This window comes from Bacillus sp. URHA0034 (assembly GCF_056280405.1).
Genome location: NZ_JBWCDK010000002.1, coordinates 3,980,530 through 3,998,271, shown reverse-complemented (window position 1 = coordinate 3,998,271; position 17,742 = coordinate 3,980,530). Strand labels below are relative to the sequence as shown.

Below are 17,742 nucleotides of genomic sequence, written 5' to 3'. Positions count from 1 at the left end.
CCCCCATACTATTTTGCAACTAAAGGTAAAGTACTCTCACTTTTTGAACTAAAAGATGAATCATAAAGTTTTCTATATAAACCAATTTGCTTCATTAGTTCGTTGTGAGTTCCTTGTTGAACTATTTCCCCTTGGTCCATAACCATAATGATATCTGCGTGTTGGATGGTGGACAATCGATGTGCAATGATAATCGTGGTCCGACCTCTCATTAATTCCTCCAACGCCTCTTTAACATAATACTCTGTCTCTCCATCTAAGGCAGATGTAGCTTCATCTAATAAAAGGATGGGTGCATCTTTTAAAACCGCCCTTGCTATGGCAATTCGTTGTTTTTGTCCTCCTGATAGCTTGATTCCATTTTCACCAATTTCTGTGTCATATCCTTTAGGTAATGACAAGATGAAGTCATGGATTTCAGCCCGAATGGCTGCCTCCACCATTTCTTTTTCAGTAATGTTCGGACGAGCAATGAAAAGGTTTTCCTTCACTGTCCCTGAAAAAAGAAAGGTCTCTTGTGGAACAAGAGCAATTGAACTTCTTAAAACAGAGGCAGACAACTCCTGAAGGGATTTCCCTGCAATGAGGATGTCACCTGATAGAGGTTTATAGAAGCCTTGCAGGAGATTAAACAACGTACTCTTTCCAGCACCACTCGGACCAACTAAAGCAACTACCTTTCCTTCTGGAATTTCGAGGTTAAAATGTTCAAATACCTGTTTATTTTCCACATAGCTGAAGGTAACATCTCGAAATTCAATATTTCCGTTAACACAGCTATTTTGAGAAAAGGATGGTAGTTCATTTACGTCTGCTGGTTTTTCGAGAACATCAAGTACTCTTTCAAGTGCGGCAACTGAGCGTTGAAAGCCGGCCCATAGACTGGCCATCCCTGTTAACGGATAAAATAAATGATTAACTAGGTTTAAAAATGTCAATAATGCCCCTACAGTTAAAATACCTTTAGAAACAAATAATGCGCCTAAAGATAAATTAATAAAAAAGGTAGCGGAGCCGATGATTTGTCCACCGGCATTATACCAGTTCTGGAGCTTAGCATTTTCTAATTCTAAACCAAGCAATTCCTTATTTTGATTTCTATACTTTTTATATTGAAATTTTTCAAGTGTGAAGGATCGAATCACCATAAAACCATGAAACGTTTCATTTAAGAGGCTATTAATGTTTCCTACCAATTTGTGAATGGTCCTACCATTTTTTCGAAGTAATAAACCAAATATGACTCCTGCAATAGCCACGATTGGAGCAATGATCAGACTGACCAAACAAAGTGTTAAATTAATATGTATCAAATAAACAAATACAACAATATATATAATTGGTAGTCTGATTAAACTAATAAGATTACTTCCAATTACCCCATCCACTCCATGAATATCATTAGAAAAATGTGACATTAATTCCCCAGAGCGGTAATTTGAAGCGTCTCCTGCTGGTAATCTTAAAATATGGTGAAATAAATGGTTTTTCAAATCCATTTTCACCGCATTAGTTGCTATTGTATTAAAATAGGTAAATAATACATTCCCAGTTATTGTTATACAAATAAGCAGAGCACCATAAGGAATTAAAGATACTATTTGATGGTATCTTCCATGGATTGCAGAATCTGTGATTTCACCATAAAACCTTGCGAAGGCAATCGTTAAATAAATATCCACACCTATAAAAAAAAGAATGCCCAAATAAGCTTTCCATTGCTTAAGTATGAACGGCGTCACAAGGCAAAACGTTCGGCGAATATCCTTCATTGTGAAATATTGAGTTATTAACGATTTTAGTTGTTCCTTCATAAAATGGACACTCCATAATCAGTTAAAATGTAAATCTAACTTTCTATTCAAATAGTTCCGTAGAACACCTGATAGGAACGGACAAGAAAAGATAAATTTTCCCCATAATCGGAAAATCAATTGATCTGAGTTAATTGTTAAATGTTTTTTTTGCACACTAACTATCTTTCCAAGTACCCAATGTTCTTCGATTGGCTGATCGAAGCCAAGGTTCGTATCTCCCTTTAGTATTAACATCGATTGATTATTAACATTTCTCATTTCGATAAATCGATGGGCAATTAATTGACCTGTTTGTGAATAATAGAGAATAATATCGCCTTTTTTAATTAACGAATATTTATATGGAACAAAACGGCAGAGATCCCCTTTTTGGATTAAAGGGAACATACTATTTCCAGACGAAGGCAATTCTAGCCAGCCATCCCTCAAAATTACTTTTTTTAGCAGGGAAAAGGTATGAATATCAATCAACATATTTAATCAATTCGCACTCAACGAGACTCTCTAAAAAATCTTTCATATCCTTGTTGACCTGTTCCTGGTCTGCACGGACTGAAAACTTCTCTACCAATGTTTTGGTAAGCGTGTCAGCGGTTTGAACTTCCTTTAAAATGGACCAGCAGTATCCGCCTACATCATTTAACTTAGTAATCGTGTATTGATCGGTATTTAGGATAATCCATTCTCCATCTAGTTCGGTTATTTCATAATTTCCTTTTTGAATATATTGAGTCATCATGATATTAGCTCCCAAAACGTATTATTTTTTTGAAAATGCAGCTCATATACGGGTACTTGTCTTACTAACAATGTAAGCAGCTGTAATATAGTTTTGATTTCTTCTTGATTTTGCGGCCAAAAAAACACTTTATCGATTAAATGAAGGAGTGCATCCGACTTTTCCAACCCTACTCGTTTGTTTTGAAGGGCTTGATAAAGAATTTGCATACTTGTTAACTCAACATTCCCTTCGAAGGCCTCACATTTTAGCTCACTACGGAACGGGGAATTAAACACACTTACTCCCTCTGGAGTTATTTTAATAATTGAGGCCTCATCTGAAAGAAGTTTCTTTGGATATGATAATTTCGCTGCTGTCGATTTTCCTGCACCAGACTGTCCTGCAAAAATATGAGCTCGACCACTTTCAACAACACAGGATGAATGGATGAGCAGCCCCCAATTATGATGAACAATAAAGGAACTGTATAAATTCATAAATGCGTGTTTTAAAGCCAATTCATCATAAACTAAGATCTTTGCAGTTTTAAACTCATAGTCGGTGGAAATTAAATAATCAGCTCTTTGATATTGAATTTCGTAAGGAGGGTGCTTGGTGATTTCCACTTTATAATCTGTAAAGGGAACCCCAAAACCTTCATTTATTTTAATAGTAAGGTCCGGCAGGAGATTCTTTTCTTTGTTAATAATTTGGAAATTCTTTTCAAACATTTTAACGAGGCTCACGGATTCACAGTGGATTTGGATATTGTGGTCACCAATTTTTATTAGTAATTCTTTCATATTAGACTCCTTGAGAGAAACTCTTAAAAATTTTAAGAAGGGTATCAATGGGTACCATTGCCCCCTTCTTCTTTTTCCTATTTAAATATTATTCCTGTTTGATTGCCATTTCCGCTTGGATCGGCCTTGCCTTTACCATTGGCATTTCCTATTCCAGGGGTACCAGCTCCGCCAGGTGTTGGGTTTGGATTACTATCATTCGGAAAATTTTTCTGACCATTACCGGTTCCAAAATGATTTTGGTTCCCTAATCCTGGATTGGTACTTTGTGCAGTTTCAAAGCGAAGGGGTTGATGGGTAAGAACCATTGGACGCCTATAAACTTTTTCTTTTGTCATATTTTCACCTCCTTAACTATCTCTTCAACTGTTCACTATAAAGAACGCGGAGAACAAAAAAATTTTTACTTCCCTTAAGATGCATTAAATTAATTATTAGATTATATCTTATTTAATAATTATAAACCACCATTCGTTCTATTAAAAGAACAATAATTCGACAAAAAAAATATAATTGTAACAATTGAAGCTCCCAAATAGACATTAAGTTAGAGTCGAGTCAAAAATATTTTATTAAAAGTAGGTTATTGAAATATATTCTATTAAAAGGAAAATGAAAGATGCTTATCATTATTTTTAAAATGCTAAATTTACTGCTTGCTGCATGTCATCATATTGACTAGACCAATGCCAAGTTCCATATCTACAAATACTATGAATACCGTATTCCTCTAAATATTTCCTAATTATATTAGTTGTTTCAATATCCGGTAAACAATAATTGTTTTCAGTATTTATTTCACGTTTTGTAACAATATCATCTTTTTTTCAATAAATCCAAGTTGTACTAATTCTTTAAATACTTCTGCTATTAATTCAAGCGCATCTTTCTTATTTTCAAAAAATTAGGGAGAACATGCTACATACATAGAGCTGTATCCGGGGGGCGCTAATAACAAGAGGAATTTTTGAAAATAAACTTTCCCATGGCAAAGTTTTTCCATTAACCACTTTCTTAAGTTAATTGATTGTACCTTAGAATTAAAATCAATATCTATATTTTTAGCTAAACCTAGTGGAATGCCTTTCGCTCCTATATTGGCTTATGGATAAACAAAATCACCGTTATATCCTCCAATATATTCTTATCCATTTGTACATTTCTTATTTGTTCATATTTTCCGATGCTAATTCAGATAAATCTGTAGTGCAAACATTTTCATATTATAGTCTCTGAAAAAGCTATTATATAAAGTCTGGCCATTTGATTTTAATAACATATCATTGTAATTCAACTTTCGCACATGAAAAAATATGATGAGTTTAAATGTGTGTAAAGTTCGGAGCCGTTGTAGGAGGATGCTTGACTTTAAATATAAGCATGAAAAAGCACCTCTTCGTTTGGTATAGCTGATTTGTCGAGAATCACAATACTATAAAGAAGAGGTGCCTCCTATATGATATCGATTAATGGTCAAAATAAGCAACTGCCAAATGAACTAACAGCCACATTTAAAGAATTACAGGTACTGGGCAATTGCGCTTCAGCATTACATCGAGCTTCCTGAAGATACCCTTAAAGAGAGTCAAAAAAATTCAAAAGTTAATTAAAAGTCAAATACGACAATGGATCGCTGGCATACCTGCCAATTTCAGTCTGTGAAAGTTGAGCTTAACTAAACAAATAACGATGCAATTATCAAGAGAAGCTTCTGCTAAACAGCAGGGGCTTTTACTTTTGCCCAAAAAGAGAAGAGATGGAAATTCTACCTTGTGACGTTTTATTCGTACGGGGAAGCAGTTTATAGGAGCCTTTTTTAAAATTTTTATATAAACATGGCGCTTTAGTACACTATTGTACAATCAAACACTCAAATAAAAGAATATTATATTAAAAATTCTTTTAAAATAATTAACAGGAGGGCGAATGATGACTATTAACAGCTCTAATGTTTATATAATAGATTTATCCACCTGGGGGATTACAAAGGGGATTCCCTCTAAACCATATAGAACAGACCATTATACTTTGGCTAATAATAATATTTCTGGTATAAATAATGCATTGTCGTGGGCGTATCAAAATGGATATGATTATGCGGTTTTACCAAAAGGAAGCTATGCAATTTGTTATCCGAATCCGATTAAAACGCAACCTAACATGACAATAGATTTTAACCATTCCACATTAAAGGTCATTTACGATTCGGACAACCGTTCTCCATTTGATAAATCGGGGAACCCAATTTATAAATTTGGAGGAGACAGCATTCTTTGTACAACTCCACAAACTCATATTATTAATCTGATTTTGATAGGGGACCGAATTGATAGAAGTTGGTCAAATTCGTCAGAAAGATCGATGGAGTCTACCAATGGGGTTAAGTTTGGAGCTGGAGCACATTATTCGACTATTAGAAACTGCAATATATCTTATTATATGGGAGATGCAATTGCACTTTACTATAACCCATATACAGTTGTCGGGAGTATCGGTTCAATGGAATTTGGTAGTTTGAGTAACACCACTGGAGCTACTATAACCGGAGTTACTTCTAACTCTGTGCGAAGTGTTAACTATATTTCTATTCCGACAGGACTTAAAGAATTTTCAATGATTGGTCTCGGATATGCCCCTGCTACTTCTATTCCATCTGGCACTTACAATATATATTTTTTTAGAAGCGATAACACGTTTATTATGGCTAAAACTAATGCGCGAACTAGGGATATTGTCCAAGTTCCTACAAATGCTACAAGGTTAAAACTATCTTGGGAAGGTAATGGTACAGTCGATGATGGTACTTTGCCGAATAATCCTCCATATTGGGCAATATTAATACAAAATGGAGTTGCTGATCATGTTATTGTAGAATACAACGAAATCCATCGCTGTCATCGGGGCGGTTTATTTCTTGGAACTAACAATGCCTTAATAAGAAAGAATTATTTTCACGATACAGGCGCTCCTGACGGGATGGACATTGACGGGCTGCCACAATTCCCAGACTTCACTCGTTATGCAATTACCACAGAAGATAATGTTGGGCAAAACTGCCATATTGTTGAAAATACTTTTGATAACTGTAGGATTGCAATAGCCCTTCGTGGGGAATACAACGAAGTTTCTTCTAATGAATTTCGAAACTGCCCGATTGCAATACAGTTATATTACCAACGGCATATTACTGTAACGAAAAACTACTTTTATTACAGTAACTTCCAGTGTTTTAATTACTATAATTTCGACAGAGATTGGATTATTACAGAAAATATTTTCAATGCTTCGCAAATGACTTTTGCCGGTTCCGGAACAATTACAACCATTAGTAATAACCGCTTCCATTCGGGGTCTTATGTTAATAATAGTGTGGCCTCGTTGAGTTTTAAAAATAATACATTCGACAATTCACATTATGCCGTAACAGAAACCCAAACTATTATTGACGGTTGCTCTTTTGTTAATGGAGGTTATATTGAAATGTATAACTTGATAAACCCTTTTGACAAGATCATACGATGCATTTTTAATAATGGGAGTTATATAAGAATGCAAAATAGCCCCCAAGTTATTATAAGGGATTCAGTATTCAATGATGGGTATGTTTATTACAGTAGTCAATCTGGCACATATACACTTATTAACTGCACAATTAACAACACTTCTAGACCTTTAATCACTAACCCCAAACCTGCTGGTTATACAACAACCAACGTTTTGCAACTTAAAAATTGCAACATATCTTTAGGTATTGCCCCATCAAGCTGGCAAGCAACTCATAATTACTATATAGGAGATACTGTAATTCCTACTAAACCCAATGGTTACAATTATCAATGTATTGCAGTTGGCAAGTCGGGAACAAGTGAACCTAATTGGAGTACAACAACAGGATCAGTAACCGTTGATGGAACTGTCAAATGGAATGTGTACCCAATTGCAAAAGTACCTCTTATTTATGCTTTTTATTGGGGAGAATTAGACATTGATAATTCCACGATAAACTTTAATTTAGTAACCAATTATTCAAGTGTTCTAGCTGATTTTTATGGAAGCATTAAGAATGCATTAAAAATAAAGAATTCAACAATAAGTGCGTCACCTGCACAAGCTTCTTATTCGGTTAGTTCTCCTATCCTTGTATTAGTTGATAATAAATTTATAAATTTTTCTTTGACGAATCAGCCAGCCAATGTAATAACGTATGATAGTTCTGAACCATATATTAGAATGCCGATAACAGGTAATTCTGCACCAAATGCAATCCCACAATATATAGGTCAAGTGTATATTGATACTTCCGCAAAAAAAATATACCAAGCTGCAGGTAAGTCTATATCCGATTGGATTTCTCTAAATTAGCAGATAATAAAGGTTCTGCCTAAATGCAGAGGCTTCTTATTTTGAGGAGATTTATTAATGTTAATATTGAATGATTTAAATTTAGAAATTGCAAGGACATTACTTTTTGAGGATGTTTAATTATTAGATTTGTTAGGACTTCTGATTCTTTTAGATATTATTACTGAGGTTTTGAAAATAGAGAAAAATAAAAAACTTCGTTGTCGAAAGCATAGTTTGGATATATTAGATGTATTTTGCAAGAAAAAAGTGCATAAATGCTAAAGATTTTTTGCAGAGTTTTGCCACCCAATTTAAATAACTACCTAGCCTTAGATAAAGCATTCGTAAGCCTATAACTTCCACCGTTGAACGTTAAAACATGGGCGTGATGAATCAAACGATTTACTAACGCGGCGGATAGATTAAATTAATAAATATTCGATTCCATTGGCTAAATTCAAGGTTTAGGTAATGATCCTTACTGAAAGGTAGATAAACTATTTCATCAAGAATAATTAAATCTACCTTTTCAAACCTTTTCCTAAAGGATGGTACCTTGTCCTGTTTTAGTGCCTGTTCTAATTGCTCTATGAGGAAAGATTGGGATACTTTCAATTTGATGACTTAGTGCAAATTTATTGTTTCAGATTATATCAACACGGATCGATCATTATTACACCTAAATCAGATATTTTAGTTAATACATTTAAAATATCTGAGTAATTACTCAAATACTAATCCTTGTGTGCCAAATCATTATGTGCGGAAAAGGTGTTCACTTAACTATTTTACTCTTACTAGACTAGAAATAAAATTTGCGACCTTTTTCCCCAATCTTCTTTCCTTATATAATGATTCTCCCATCTTAAACAAAGTTTGAACTTCATTTAATTTTATTGCAGATAAGAAATCATTAGAAAAGTATTTTATTACACCTTCATTGTCTAAACATTCTCTAACAACTTGATTCATAGTATAACTTTTAATTAAAGATTCTATTTCATTGCTAGGTAGTCCACTATAAAATAAATTCGCTAAAGTTGATTTAAAAGTATTTAGTAACATTATACAAATTCCATTGTTATGCTTATGGAGGGAATGTCTATAATATTTTTGTATAACTTTACGTTGAATGTTAAAGCCAGCTATCATATCATTGAATAAATAAGGCATATATTTACTTGTTGTTCCACCGTATCGATAATAATACATAGGCTCTTTAATTAATTTCACCTTTGTAGCTTTTAAAAGTATCTCTAAATTATAGAATAAATCGTCACCTAAGAATTTAATATCAGTAAGATAGTTACCGCAATTAATCACCAGTTCCTTTTTATACAATTTTGCACAAAGAGAAGAAGGAAAGGGATGACCGTGAAAATAAGCAGTCACTAACTCTTCCTTTACCATTTTTTCATCGTACATTTTATCTTCTATAAAATACCAGCTTTTTACTTTTTTCCTTATTACACCGTTACCAATTGCTCTATACATATTGCATACTGTAATATCAGCATTATTTTTTAGTAATTCATCATGTAATGTTTCAATTAATTTCCGGTCAATCCAATCATCTGCATCAATAAACATAATGTAATCAGATTGAGAAGATTCTACTCCTCTTTTTCTAGTTATGATACTACCTTCATTTTTTTTGTTAATTATAACAATTCGTTTATCCTTGGTAGCGTATTTTTGGCATATTTCTAAACTGTTATCAGTTGATCCATCATTTACTAAAATTAGCTCAAAATCTGTAAAAGATTGATTTAATATTGATTTTATACACTTATGAAGTCTAGTTCCTGCATTATAAATCGGTACTACAACACTTACTTTACTCATAAATATCCTCCAAGAATTATAATACACTTTATAACGAATGATAAATCATATAAATATTCATTTTTTATTGATTTATTATTTATTTTGCTAATACAAACTTTTTAAAAGCCTTATAAATCAAAATCTATATTACTTTGGATTAGTTCTGTGCAACACGATTCCGTATTTTATTAAACTTTTTTGTAATTTCATTAATTGGAGCTAAACATAAATTTTTTTCATACTTATTCATAGAAATTTTCCACATTAAAATAATATAAAAGACTGAAAAAGTTACCATTTTTATTAACAACAAAATCCAGGAATTTGCTTGAATCATCTTATTTAGAGTGAGTCCAAATATTATACTTATTACAAATGGACCACTCATATAAAGGATATTTAACCAAAATATTGGTATATTTATTTTTATGGATTTCCAATAATAAATATTAATAATAACAATATTACCAATAACAAATGCGATTGCGGTTCCTAGAGCACATCCAACAGGTCCCCACCACTGAGCAAATATAATACTTATAGGAACATTAATAAGAGCTACTGCAGCATTTACTAATGTTTTAAACTTTTGCCTATTTATTGCTTGAAGTATAACAGCTCCTAAGCTTTGAATTAGCGAAACAATCATGGGTATAAGAATAATTATGGCAATAATAAAGGATTCTTGGTATTTCTTCCCGACCCATAAAAGTATAAATTCTTCACCAAATACTAAAAAACCACTTAATGCAAAGGATAAGACAATAAACTGGATTCTTCCAATTCTAATAAACAGATCTGAAAGTTCCTTATTTGATACACTCTTAGTTACCATACTAGTAACTTTACTTAAGAACACATTAGAAATCGATGAGGAAAAACCGGCGAAATATCCAGTAAAAGTTGCTCCAATAGCATAAATTGAAATTGCCACTGTACCACTATATATCCCCAAAATAACTTGGTCGGTTGAGTCGTATAATTTACTAATTACTAAATTTAAAAATATATAAGACGAAAAAATAAATATCTCTTTTAATAAATTACTTTCAATTTTTTTGAATAAAACTCTTATTTTTAGAACTCTAAAGCAATATAGCATATTAGCAACTATTGTTATAAAACTAATAATTGTAGATACAATCGCAATTGAGATTGATTTATACCCCATTAATAATAGCGGTAACATTAGCATTGGATTAATGATCGTGCTTAAAATGACCATTACTTTTTGAAAAATAAATTTTTCATGTGCTAATACGATAACACTAAACATGCCTAAACCAATACCAATTGAAATATTTATTGTTACTATCAACATTAGAATTTTTAACTTTACGATTTCATTCACATTTAAAGAATTTGAAAATAATAATTCTGAATTAGCTGTTAAAAAAAGACCTAATACAAATGCTATTAATCCTAGAGTTACATAAATGATACAAAACGTCCCATATAATTTCGAACAACTTTCTTCATCGTTTAATGTTTTATATTTTGCCGTATATCTAATTAATGCATTCCCCAAACCAAAATTTAAAACCCCTATAAAGCCAACTGCTGAATTAGCCAAACTATATAAGCCGTACTCAGATTGTCCAAGTAGTTTTAACATGATTGGGGTATAGAGAATGGAAATAAAACTATTAAGAAATAAGGCAATATAAGATAAAAGTGCCCCTGCTTTAAGTTGATTTTTCAATTTTGTAACCTTCTATCGTTAAATTTTTTATAGGCATTTACTTATCTCATTTGAATTATCAAAATTATACTCCTTTAATGCATTGGTGAATTGAATTCTTAGGTCTTTATTCATGATTAATTTCTGAATTGCATTATAAAGATCATCTTTTTCAAAGTTAACTATTAAGCCATTATTTTTACAATCAATCTGTTCTTTCGCTCCTACAAAATTAGTTGCAACAATAGGCTTACAAAGTACTCTTGCTTCTGCAAGAGTTATACAATATCCTTCATGTCTAGAAGGTTGCACATAAATATCGCACTGTTTTATAAAAGGATAAGGGTTTGGGGTCGAACCAAGTAGAATGAATTCTTTTTCAAGTCCATATTCTCTAATGTGATTTTCATAATCCTTTCTTGCATTACCTTCCCCAATACAATACCAACGTACGTTATAACCGTTTTGTTTAAGTTTTGCTAGTACAGTAATAGCTAAATCTTGCCCTTTTTCTTTGCTAAGTCTACCAACAGTAAGAATTCTTATTCCTTTGAAATTATCTTTAAAGCCGTCACCTTCTTTAGCCATCTTCTTTATATTTTTAGCTGATATGACATTTTCAAACCTTTCAATCTTCCCATGTAGATCTGGAAGCAATTTAACAATTCTTTCTTTTCCTTCCTCTGAAACGATAAAAATTTTATCGAATTTTTTATATGTTTTTGATGCAAATTTTTGATTAAAACCTATCTTAGTTACATCAAAATGAATCCACTGAATTTTCCTTTTGGCATTAATTTTATTTAAAATAAAATAGCTTATGAAGTCCATCGGGCCTGCATAAGCTATAGCAACATCAAAATTATTGTTAATAACACGGTATTTACGTAATACATATTTAAAAAAGAGACTTCTATCTTTTATGATTTTGGTTAATAAATGTAAAAATATCACATTAAATGCCTTTATTGTTTTACCTCTTTTAATTAAATCCAAAGCAACTGTACTAGGAGGCTTGTTAAGTACATCCTTTATTCTTGAATACTCTTTTACGCATTGAACATTAACTTCTTTTGGGACAAAGTTTAAAAATCCACCCTCTTGTTCTAACATAAGTATGGTTATTTCATATTTATCCATTGGAATTTCTGATAACATATTAAGTAATGCCTTTTCTGTTCCACCAATATTCATATTTATTATCATAAATATAATTTTTTTTTTCATACTTCCTCCGGTATAACCGTGTTAATTTGCATATACTCATTTAATATCTCAAACTGATTTTCCGCTTCATTTATTACGGATTGTAGGTTTATCTTATTGTCAATTGCCCTATTTATAATTGATTCATCATACTGTAAATGAAGTTTGTCCATACCTATTAAAATATCATTTAGTTTAATATCTATTAGCATATTTGATGTTTTTGAACTATAAATAATCGGCATGGTCCCAATTCCTAATAATAACGCAATTATATTTGCATGGAATCTTGCAGCAATAAATAAGTTAAAAGAAGCTATTAATCTAATAGCTTCTTTTAACTTACCTTTATACTGATAGATTGTTATATTTTTCAAAGTCTCACTAGATAGATAAGACTTAATAATATTTATAGTCTCTAAGTCCCCCTCTTGTTCACAAAATGACATCAAATAACACTCATACCCTTTATTAGTTAGTAATTCTATTGCTTTGACTGTACTTTTTATATATTCTTCATAATATTGTATTAATCCATTTTTATGACGTACATCTATTATTGAAAAACCAACTCTATTTTTTTTAATTAATCCCTTAAATTCATCCATATTCATTTGAAAAATAATATCCGGTGCATATCTTACTTGTGGCAAGTTTTTAAATAAATCGTAAGAATATACATCTCTAAAACAAACATCATCACAAAGTTTAAAAAGCTCATAATATTCATTAAAGAATTTTTGGGTTTTAAATGGACCAAAGTTTGCTCCAATGATAAATACTTGCTTATTTCTCTTTTTAAACCCTTCAATAATCCTTATTCTATCTTGATATAAAGAGTCATGATAACTTTCTTCTCTAAAAATAGAGCCTCCAATAAATAAGAGAGCATCATGGTCCTCAGCAATTTTTTCGTAATTATTTATAAAATTTGATATTTTAAGTCGTTGGGCAATTTTGTTAAAGACTGTATATTTTCTTGTTGATATATTTTTATATTCAGAAATAAATTCATTATAATTTCTCCCTAAATAATTAACGGTAAATTCACAATCTGGATATTTAGTCGCAAGGAGATCTAAAAATAAATCATCCCCTAAATTAAATGCTAGATAAATGTCAACAAATATTCTTTTCATTTATTATCACCACACATTATTATGTACTAATCGATAAAATTCATTTAACTGATCTTTTGAATTATAAGGTTCTTTTGAATTAAGTTCTTCCACTATTCCTTTTCTAAAACTTATATCATTCATATATATACTTATGCCAGTAAAAATACTATTAATATCCTGATTTACAATTAATCCATCTACATTGTTATTAATTATTTCCTTTGCAGTTGTGAAATTTGTACAAACTATCGGCTTTTTTAAAATTTTAGCCTCACATACAGTAAGACCAAACCCCTCTTTTATTGAAGTTTGAACGTATATATCACATTTTTTCATGTATGGATATGGATTTAATTTCTTTCCCAGCAAAATAAAGCGATCATTTAAACCGAAATTATCTATAAGTGTTTGTAGTTTTTTTCTTTCTGGTCCTTCACCTATCAAAAACCACTTAAACTTATACCCTGAATTTTTTAATTTATTGGCTACATTTATTGCTTTATCATGCGACTTAGCGGTTACTAACCTTCCCACTGTCAATATATTTACCACAGAATTATCAAATTCAATTACTTCATGTTCATCAGACATTTTATGTATTAAAGTCGGATCAACGATATCTAGTATTAATTCAACTTTGTTATTATATTCTTCTCTAACTTGGGATACTGACTCTTTAGTGTGTTTGGATACAGCAATAATCTTATCCATTATTTTGTACGATTGGTAATCAATTTCTTTGTTATATAGTGTGTTAACATAATCTGTATTAATCCAAGCAAGTTTTTTAGCAGAAGTTACTTTATTGGCAACAAAATATGTAGGCATCCCCTGACTGTATGCTACTGAGATGTCATATTTCTTCTGAATAGGCAACATTATTTTGTTTATACATTTAAAAACAACTTGTTCAGAATGAAGCGGATGTTTTTTTAAATTATTCAATCTTAAATTTATAGCAGTTTTAATTCTAAAATATTTAAATATTAAGTTCTTAATAAAGCTAAGATTTTTTTTATTTGTAAATTGGAAATATTCTGGAACAGGTAAGATGTTTATAAATTGAGGTAAATATCTTTCAAGTTCCCCATTTTTTCTAAATAACAATAAATCAATATCATATTTAGAAGAATCAATTAAATTTAATAAGGATACTAAACTTTTTTCAGCTCCACCAATTGAAAGTGAATCAATTACAAATAACAGTTTTTTCTTCATAGACTCACTTGCTTTCTTTTTCTAAATATATTTTTAAAAGATCTTAAGATATTTAATTGGATACCATAAATGATGCTTATTCTAACAAAGTTATTTTTTAATAAATATATTAAAGGTACATATATTACCCGTTTAGTAGAAAAAAAGTCTTTATATTTTTGTATATATTCTATCGATAAAATTGCAAACACATTTTTATTTGCATTTTCCCACCCAATCCCTTTTAAATTTTTACTTTGCTGCTCTACTATATCTATTACAATATCTTGGATTTTCCTTGCAATTATATTGTCTATCTTAATTTTATCTAAACTAACTGAATTTAATATCTTCTCTAAATATCTACAAAAAGTAATGTAATTTTGTAAATAATTTATCGATTTATTTGAACTAATGCTATTATCATTTAATCTATTATAATTGTATAAGTACTCGTCTATGGAGGCAAAAGACCTACAATGAGTAGCATATCTCAATACAAACAATAAATCCTCTGACATAAAAATATTTTTGTCAAGTATTAAATTGTTATTAAAAATAATCTCTTTTTTATATATCTTACTCCATAGAACTCCACCAGTACCATTGCATACCATATCAATTAAAGAGTGTAATGATGTAGTATAATCAAAATTAAAATCCGAATGATTAATGATCCCAAATCGCGATATATCTTTATATCCACAACAAACTAAATCGGCACCTGATTCTATTATTTTCCCACATAAATTTTCAATATATGTCTTTTCAACAGAGTCATCTGAATCAATAAATACTAAATATTCACCGGTTGCATTTGAAATTGCTTTATTTCGTGCTTCGGAAGGTCCACTGTTTTTTTGAAAAAAATATTTAATATCTTTATAAACTTCCTTATATTTGTTAATGATGTTCTCAGTACCGTCCGTTGATCCATCGTTAACAATTAAAATTTCTATATTTGGGTAAGTCTGGGCTAGTATACTATCTAAACACATCGAAAGGTACTTCTCACAATTATAAACCGGAACTATAACACTAACTTTGGGTACCATCCCCTACCTCCAAATTAATTAACTAAATTGTACAACTTATTTAATTCTTTAACGTTATTCCAATCTATATTTTTACAATTATTTGCTAACTTCATCCTTAATTTTGAATCCAAGTATAGTTTCTCTATTCCATTCGCAATCCCATCAACTGACAGCTCAGATATATACCCATCAACCATGTCTTTAATTTGACTTGTAGCAGTTTGATAGTTGGTAATTAAGATTGGTTTACCTAGGATTTTTGCTTCTTCGACAGTTACAGCCTTACCTTCATATCTAGATGGTTGAACGTAAATATCGCATTTATTAATATAAGGATACGGGTTAGTTTTCTTACCTAATAAGATGAAATTATCTTCTAAATTATTTCTTCTAACCAATTCTTTAAGCTTACCTTCATCTCCACCATATCCCACTACATACCAGACTAAATCTTTGTAACCCTTATCTATTAGTATTTTTAAAGCCTTAATAGCATTGTCAATTCCTTTAGCATACGATAGTCGTGCTACCGTAAGTACTTTAAATCTACTATCAGTATCCATAGGGTTTACAGAATTATCTTTGGACATATCCAAAATAAATTTTGGAGAGGATATATTTTCTATAACTATTACTTTCTCTTTCAAACCAATATATTTTTCTAAGAAAGAATTTTTACAAGCTTCGGAGACTGCTACAATGTGATCAAACTTATTCCACATCTTATAATCCATTTTCACATCGGTATTAATGACTGAAAAATCGGTATGAATCCATGCTATTTTTTTTCGAGCTTTCACCTTTTCAGCTATAAAATAATGAGGCCACAAGTAACTTATTGCAACGTCGTACTCAATATCCAATGCTGGTAAAAATGGCAGGGAGTATTTCCACATTAACTGCATTTGGTAATAACCGGGTTCATCTATCCTTTTTATTTTTTTATAAAGACTAGCATGTAGTTTTGATAATATTCTTGAAAAACCAATAGTATAATTTTTCTCTTTAACAATTTCACTTATAGATTTTCTAAAAGTACTATAGTACTGATTCTCTTCTAATAGATTAGGGTTACTAGGAAGAAACTGCATAAAATCACCTTTATGACTATATAACATTAAATCAATTGTATGCCTTTCGTAATCAAAGTTGTTCAACATGCTAATTAAACTTCTCTCTACTCCACCAACTTCCATATCGAAAGAGGCTATTAGTAATTTTTTCATTTTATCCCCTACCTGAAACTGCTTTTCTAATCCTTGCTATATTATCTCCACCTATTAGCTTAGATACTAATTTCTTAATGTTACCCTTTAATCTAGCTTTCGGTGGTAACCAACTTTTATAAAAAAGATGCATTGCAAAAGTGTCTTCAGTTATAAATTTCCTGCAATTGATATAATCATATGGAGAAAAATAAGTTTGCGGATAAAAAACCCCCAAGTGAGGAATTTCTTGAAATTGACCATTCTGTTTAAGCCCTTTAGTTTTTAATAATTTAGTTATAACTGCAACATTTGTTAAATCATTTTGGGTACCATCAGCTTTAAGAAAAGTTTTACCTTTATAGGAATCTAAGAATAACCCTATCAATTTGTTTCCTTTAGCAGCTCCGATCGTACTGGTTGCTATATAATTCTCTTGTTCGAATCCCCAAAACGAATCATGATGTAACAGTTCATCAAATGGCTTAAATACCATAACATCTGTATCTAAATAAATTCCTCCGAAATTATATAAAGCATGGACCCTGACATAATCACTAACGAAAGCAAATTTCCTTGATTCATAGGCCTGCTTTACATACAAATTACAGCTTATATCAAAATTAGACTCATTCCATTCGATAATCTGGTAATCAGAAATTTGTTTTCTCCACGTCTCAATGCATTTTGTTACAATGTCTGGCTTTTCTTTACCACCAAACCAACAATAGTGAATAATTTTAGGAATTTTATTCATAAATCTTCCTCAGTATATTTTTTTCA

16 protein-coding genes are annotated in these 17,742 nt (G+C 31.0%); 1 reads left to right on the top strand and 15 read right to left on the bottom strand.

The annotated features are described in order from the left end of the window. Positions 1-8 precede the first annotated feature (8 nt). The 5 genes from ACZ9EE_RS21255 to ACZ9EE_RS21235 form a co-directional block, all read right to left on the bottom strand. Entirely contained in the window at positions 9-1,814 is a 1,806-nt protein-coding gene (locus ACZ9EE_RS21255; RefSeq protein ID WP_476030302.1) for an ABC transporter ATP-binding protein, read from the bottom strand. 18 nt (positions 1,815-1,832) lie between these two features. Continuing rightward, the gene (locus ACZ9EE_RS21250; RefSeq protein WP_476030301.1) at positions 1,833-2,291 is read right to left on the bottom strand and encodes a signal peptidase I; all 459 of its coding nucleotides are present in this window, start codon (positions 2,289-2,291) and stop codon (positions 1,833-1,835) included. Further along, positions 2,281-2,556: a PqqD family protein gene (locus tag ACZ9EE_RS21245; protein WP_476030299.1), complete on the bottom strand. Its 276-nt coding sequence runs from the start codon at positions 2,554-2,556 to the stop codon at positions 2,281-2,283. The genes ACZ9EE_RS21250 and ACZ9EE_RS21245 overlap by 11 nt, the downstream gene beginning before the upstream one ends. Further along, positions 2,553-3,341: a hypothetical protein gene (locus ACZ9EE_RS21240; protein WP_476030297.1), complete on the bottom strand. Its 789-nt coding sequence runs from the start codon at positions 3,339-3,341 to the stop codon at positions 2,553-2,555. The genes ACZ9EE_RS21245 and ACZ9EE_RS21240 overlap by 4 nt, the downstream gene beginning before the upstream one ends. A 77-nt stretch (positions 3,342-3,418) precedes the next feature. Continuing rightward, on the bottom strand, positions 3,419-3,679 hold the full coding sequence (locus ACZ9EE_RS21235; RefSeq protein ID WP_476030295.1) for a hypothetical protein: 261 nt from the start codon (positions 3,677-3,679) through the stop codon (positions 3,419-3,421). 1,588 nt (positions 3,680-5,267) lie between these two features. Here ACZ9EE_RS21235 and ACZ9EE_RS21230 point away from each other — a divergent pair. After that, a complete protein-coding gene (locus ACZ9EE_RS21230; RefSeq protein ID WP_476030293.1) occupies positions 5,268-7,703 on the top strand; it encodes a right-handed parallel beta-helix repeat-containing protein in 2,436 nt (811 codons plus the stop codon). Between the two features lie 301 nt (positions 7,704-8,004). Here ACZ9EE_RS21230 and ACZ9EE_RS21225 read toward each other — a convergent pair whose 3' ends face one another. The 10 genes from ACZ9EE_RS21225 to ACZ9EE_RS21180 form a co-directional block, all read right to left on the bottom strand. Continuing rightward, positions 8,005-8,082, bottom strand: a complete 78-nt coding sequence (locus ACZ9EE_RS21225; RefSeq protein WP_476033035.1) for a hypothetical protein — start codon at positions 8,080-8,082, stop codon at positions 8,005-8,007. Between the two features lie 8 nt (positions 8,083-8,090). Next, on the bottom strand, positions 8,091-8,300 hold the full coding sequence (locus tag ACZ9EE_RS21220) for a hypothetical protein (RefSeq protein ID WP_476030291.1): 210 nt from the start codon (positions 8,298-8,300) through the stop codon (positions 8,091-8,093). Between the two features lie 168 nt (positions 8,301-8,468). Further along, positions 8,469-9,530 carry a glycosyltransferase family 2 protein gene (locus ACZ9EE_RS21215; RefSeq protein ID WP_476030289.1) on the bottom strand — a complete coding sequence of 354 codons (1,062 nt, stop codon included), beginning with the start codon at positions 9,528-9,530 and terminating at the stop codon, positions 8,469-8,471. Between the two features lie 139 nt (positions 9,531-9,669). Next, positions 9,670-11,214: an oligosaccharide flippase family protein gene (locus tag ACZ9EE_RS21210; protein WP_476030287.1), complete on the bottom strand. Its 1,545-nt coding sequence runs from the start codon at positions 11,212-11,214 to the stop codon at positions 9,670-9,672. A gap of 27 nt (positions 11,215-11,241) precedes the next feature. Continuing rightward, positions 11,242-12,420, bottom strand: coding sequence for a glycosyltransferase (locus ACZ9EE_RS21205; protein WP_476030285.1), 1,179 nt, complete (start codon positions 12,418-12,420; stop codon positions 11,242-11,244). Next, positions 12,417-13,538, bottom strand: coding sequence for a polysaccharide pyruvyl transferase family protein (locus tag ACZ9EE_RS21200; protein WP_476030283.1), 1,122 nt, complete (start codon positions 13,536-13,538; stop codon positions 12,417-12,419). The genes ACZ9EE_RS21205 and ACZ9EE_RS21200 overlap by 4 nt, the downstream gene beginning before the upstream one ends. A 6-nt stretch (positions 13,539-13,544) precedes the next feature. After that, entirely contained in the window at positions 13,545-14,738 is a 1,194-nt protein-coding gene (locus tag ACZ9EE_RS21195) for a glycosyltransferase (protein WP_476030281.1), read from the bottom strand. Next, the gene (locus tag ACZ9EE_RS21190; RefSeq protein ID WP_476030279.1) at positions 14,735-15,772 is read right to left on the bottom strand and encodes a glycosyltransferase family 2 protein; all 1,038 of its coding nucleotides are present in this window, start codon (positions 15,770-15,772) and stop codon (positions 14,735-14,737) included. The genes ACZ9EE_RS21195 and ACZ9EE_RS21190 overlap by 4 nt, the downstream gene beginning before the upstream one ends. Before the next feature lie 14 nt (positions 15,773-15,786). After that, complete coding sequence (locus ACZ9EE_RS21185; protein WP_476030277.1) at positions 15,787-16,980, bottom strand: glycosyltransferase; 1,194 nt, start codon at positions 16,978-16,980, stop codon at positions 15,787-15,789. A 1-nt stretch (position 16,981) separates the two neighbouring features. Continuing rightward, positions 16,982-17,716, bottom strand: coding sequence for a glycosyltransferase family 32 protein (locus ACZ9EE_RS21180; protein ID WP_476030275.1), 735 nt, complete (start codon positions 17,714-17,716; stop codon positions 16,982-16,984). Positions 17,717-17,742: the final 26 nt, after the last annotated feature.

Bases quoted from the DNA above. Each gene is read 5' to 3' on its own strand.
- ACZ9EE_RS21255 (WP_476030302.1), bottom strand. From the start codon at position 1,814: ATGAAGGAACAACTAAAATCGTTAATAACTCAATATTTCACAATGAAG.
- ACZ9EE_RS21250 (WP_476030301.1), bottom strand. From the start codon at position 2,291: ATGTTGATTGATATTCATACCTTTTCCCTGCTAAAAAAAGTAATTTTG.
- ACZ9EE_RS21245 (WP_476030299.1), bottom strand. From the start codon at position 2,556: ATGATGACTCAATATATTCAAAAAGGAAATTATGAAATAACCGAACTA.
- ACZ9EE_RS21240 (WP_476030297.1), bottom strand. From the start codon at position 3,341: ATGAAAGAATTACTAATAAAAATTGGTGACCACAATATCCAAATCCAC.
- ACZ9EE_RS21235 (WP_476030295.1), bottom strand. From the start codon at position 3,679: ATGACAAAAGAAAAAGTTTATAGGCGTCCAATGGTTCTTACCCATCAA.
- ACZ9EE_RS21230 (WP_476030293.1), top strand. From the start codon at position 5,268: ATGATGACTATTAACAGCTCTAATGTTTATATAATAGATTTATCCACC.
- ACZ9EE_RS21215 (WP_476030289.1), bottom strand. From the start codon at position 9,530: ATGAGTAAAGTAAGTGTTGTAGTACCGATTTATAATGCAGGAACTAGA.
- ACZ9EE_RS21205 (WP_476030285.1), bottom strand. From the start codon at position 12,420: ATGAAAAAAAAAATTATATTTATGATAATAAATATGAATATTGGTGGA.
- ACZ9EE_RS21200 (WP_476030283.1), bottom strand. From the start codon at position 13,538: ATGAAAAGAATATTTGTTGACATTTATCTAGCATTTAATTTAGGGGAT.
- ACZ9EE_RS21195 (WP_476030281.1), bottom strand. From the start codon at position 14,738: ATGAAGAAAAAACTGTTATTTGTAATTGATTCACTTTCAATTGGTGGA.
- ACZ9EE_RS21190 (WP_476030279.1), bottom strand. From the start codon at position 15,772: ATGGTACCCAAAGTTAGTGTTATAGTTCCGGTTTATAATTGTGAGAAG.
- ACZ9EE_RS21185 (WP_476030277.1), bottom strand. From the start codon at position 16,980: ATGAAAAAATTACTAATAGCCTCTTTCGATATGGAAGTTGGTGGAGTA.
- ACZ9EE_RS21180 (WP_476030275.1), bottom strand. From the start codon at position 17,716: ATGAATAAAATTCCTAAAATTATTCACTATTGTTGGTTTGGTGGTAAA.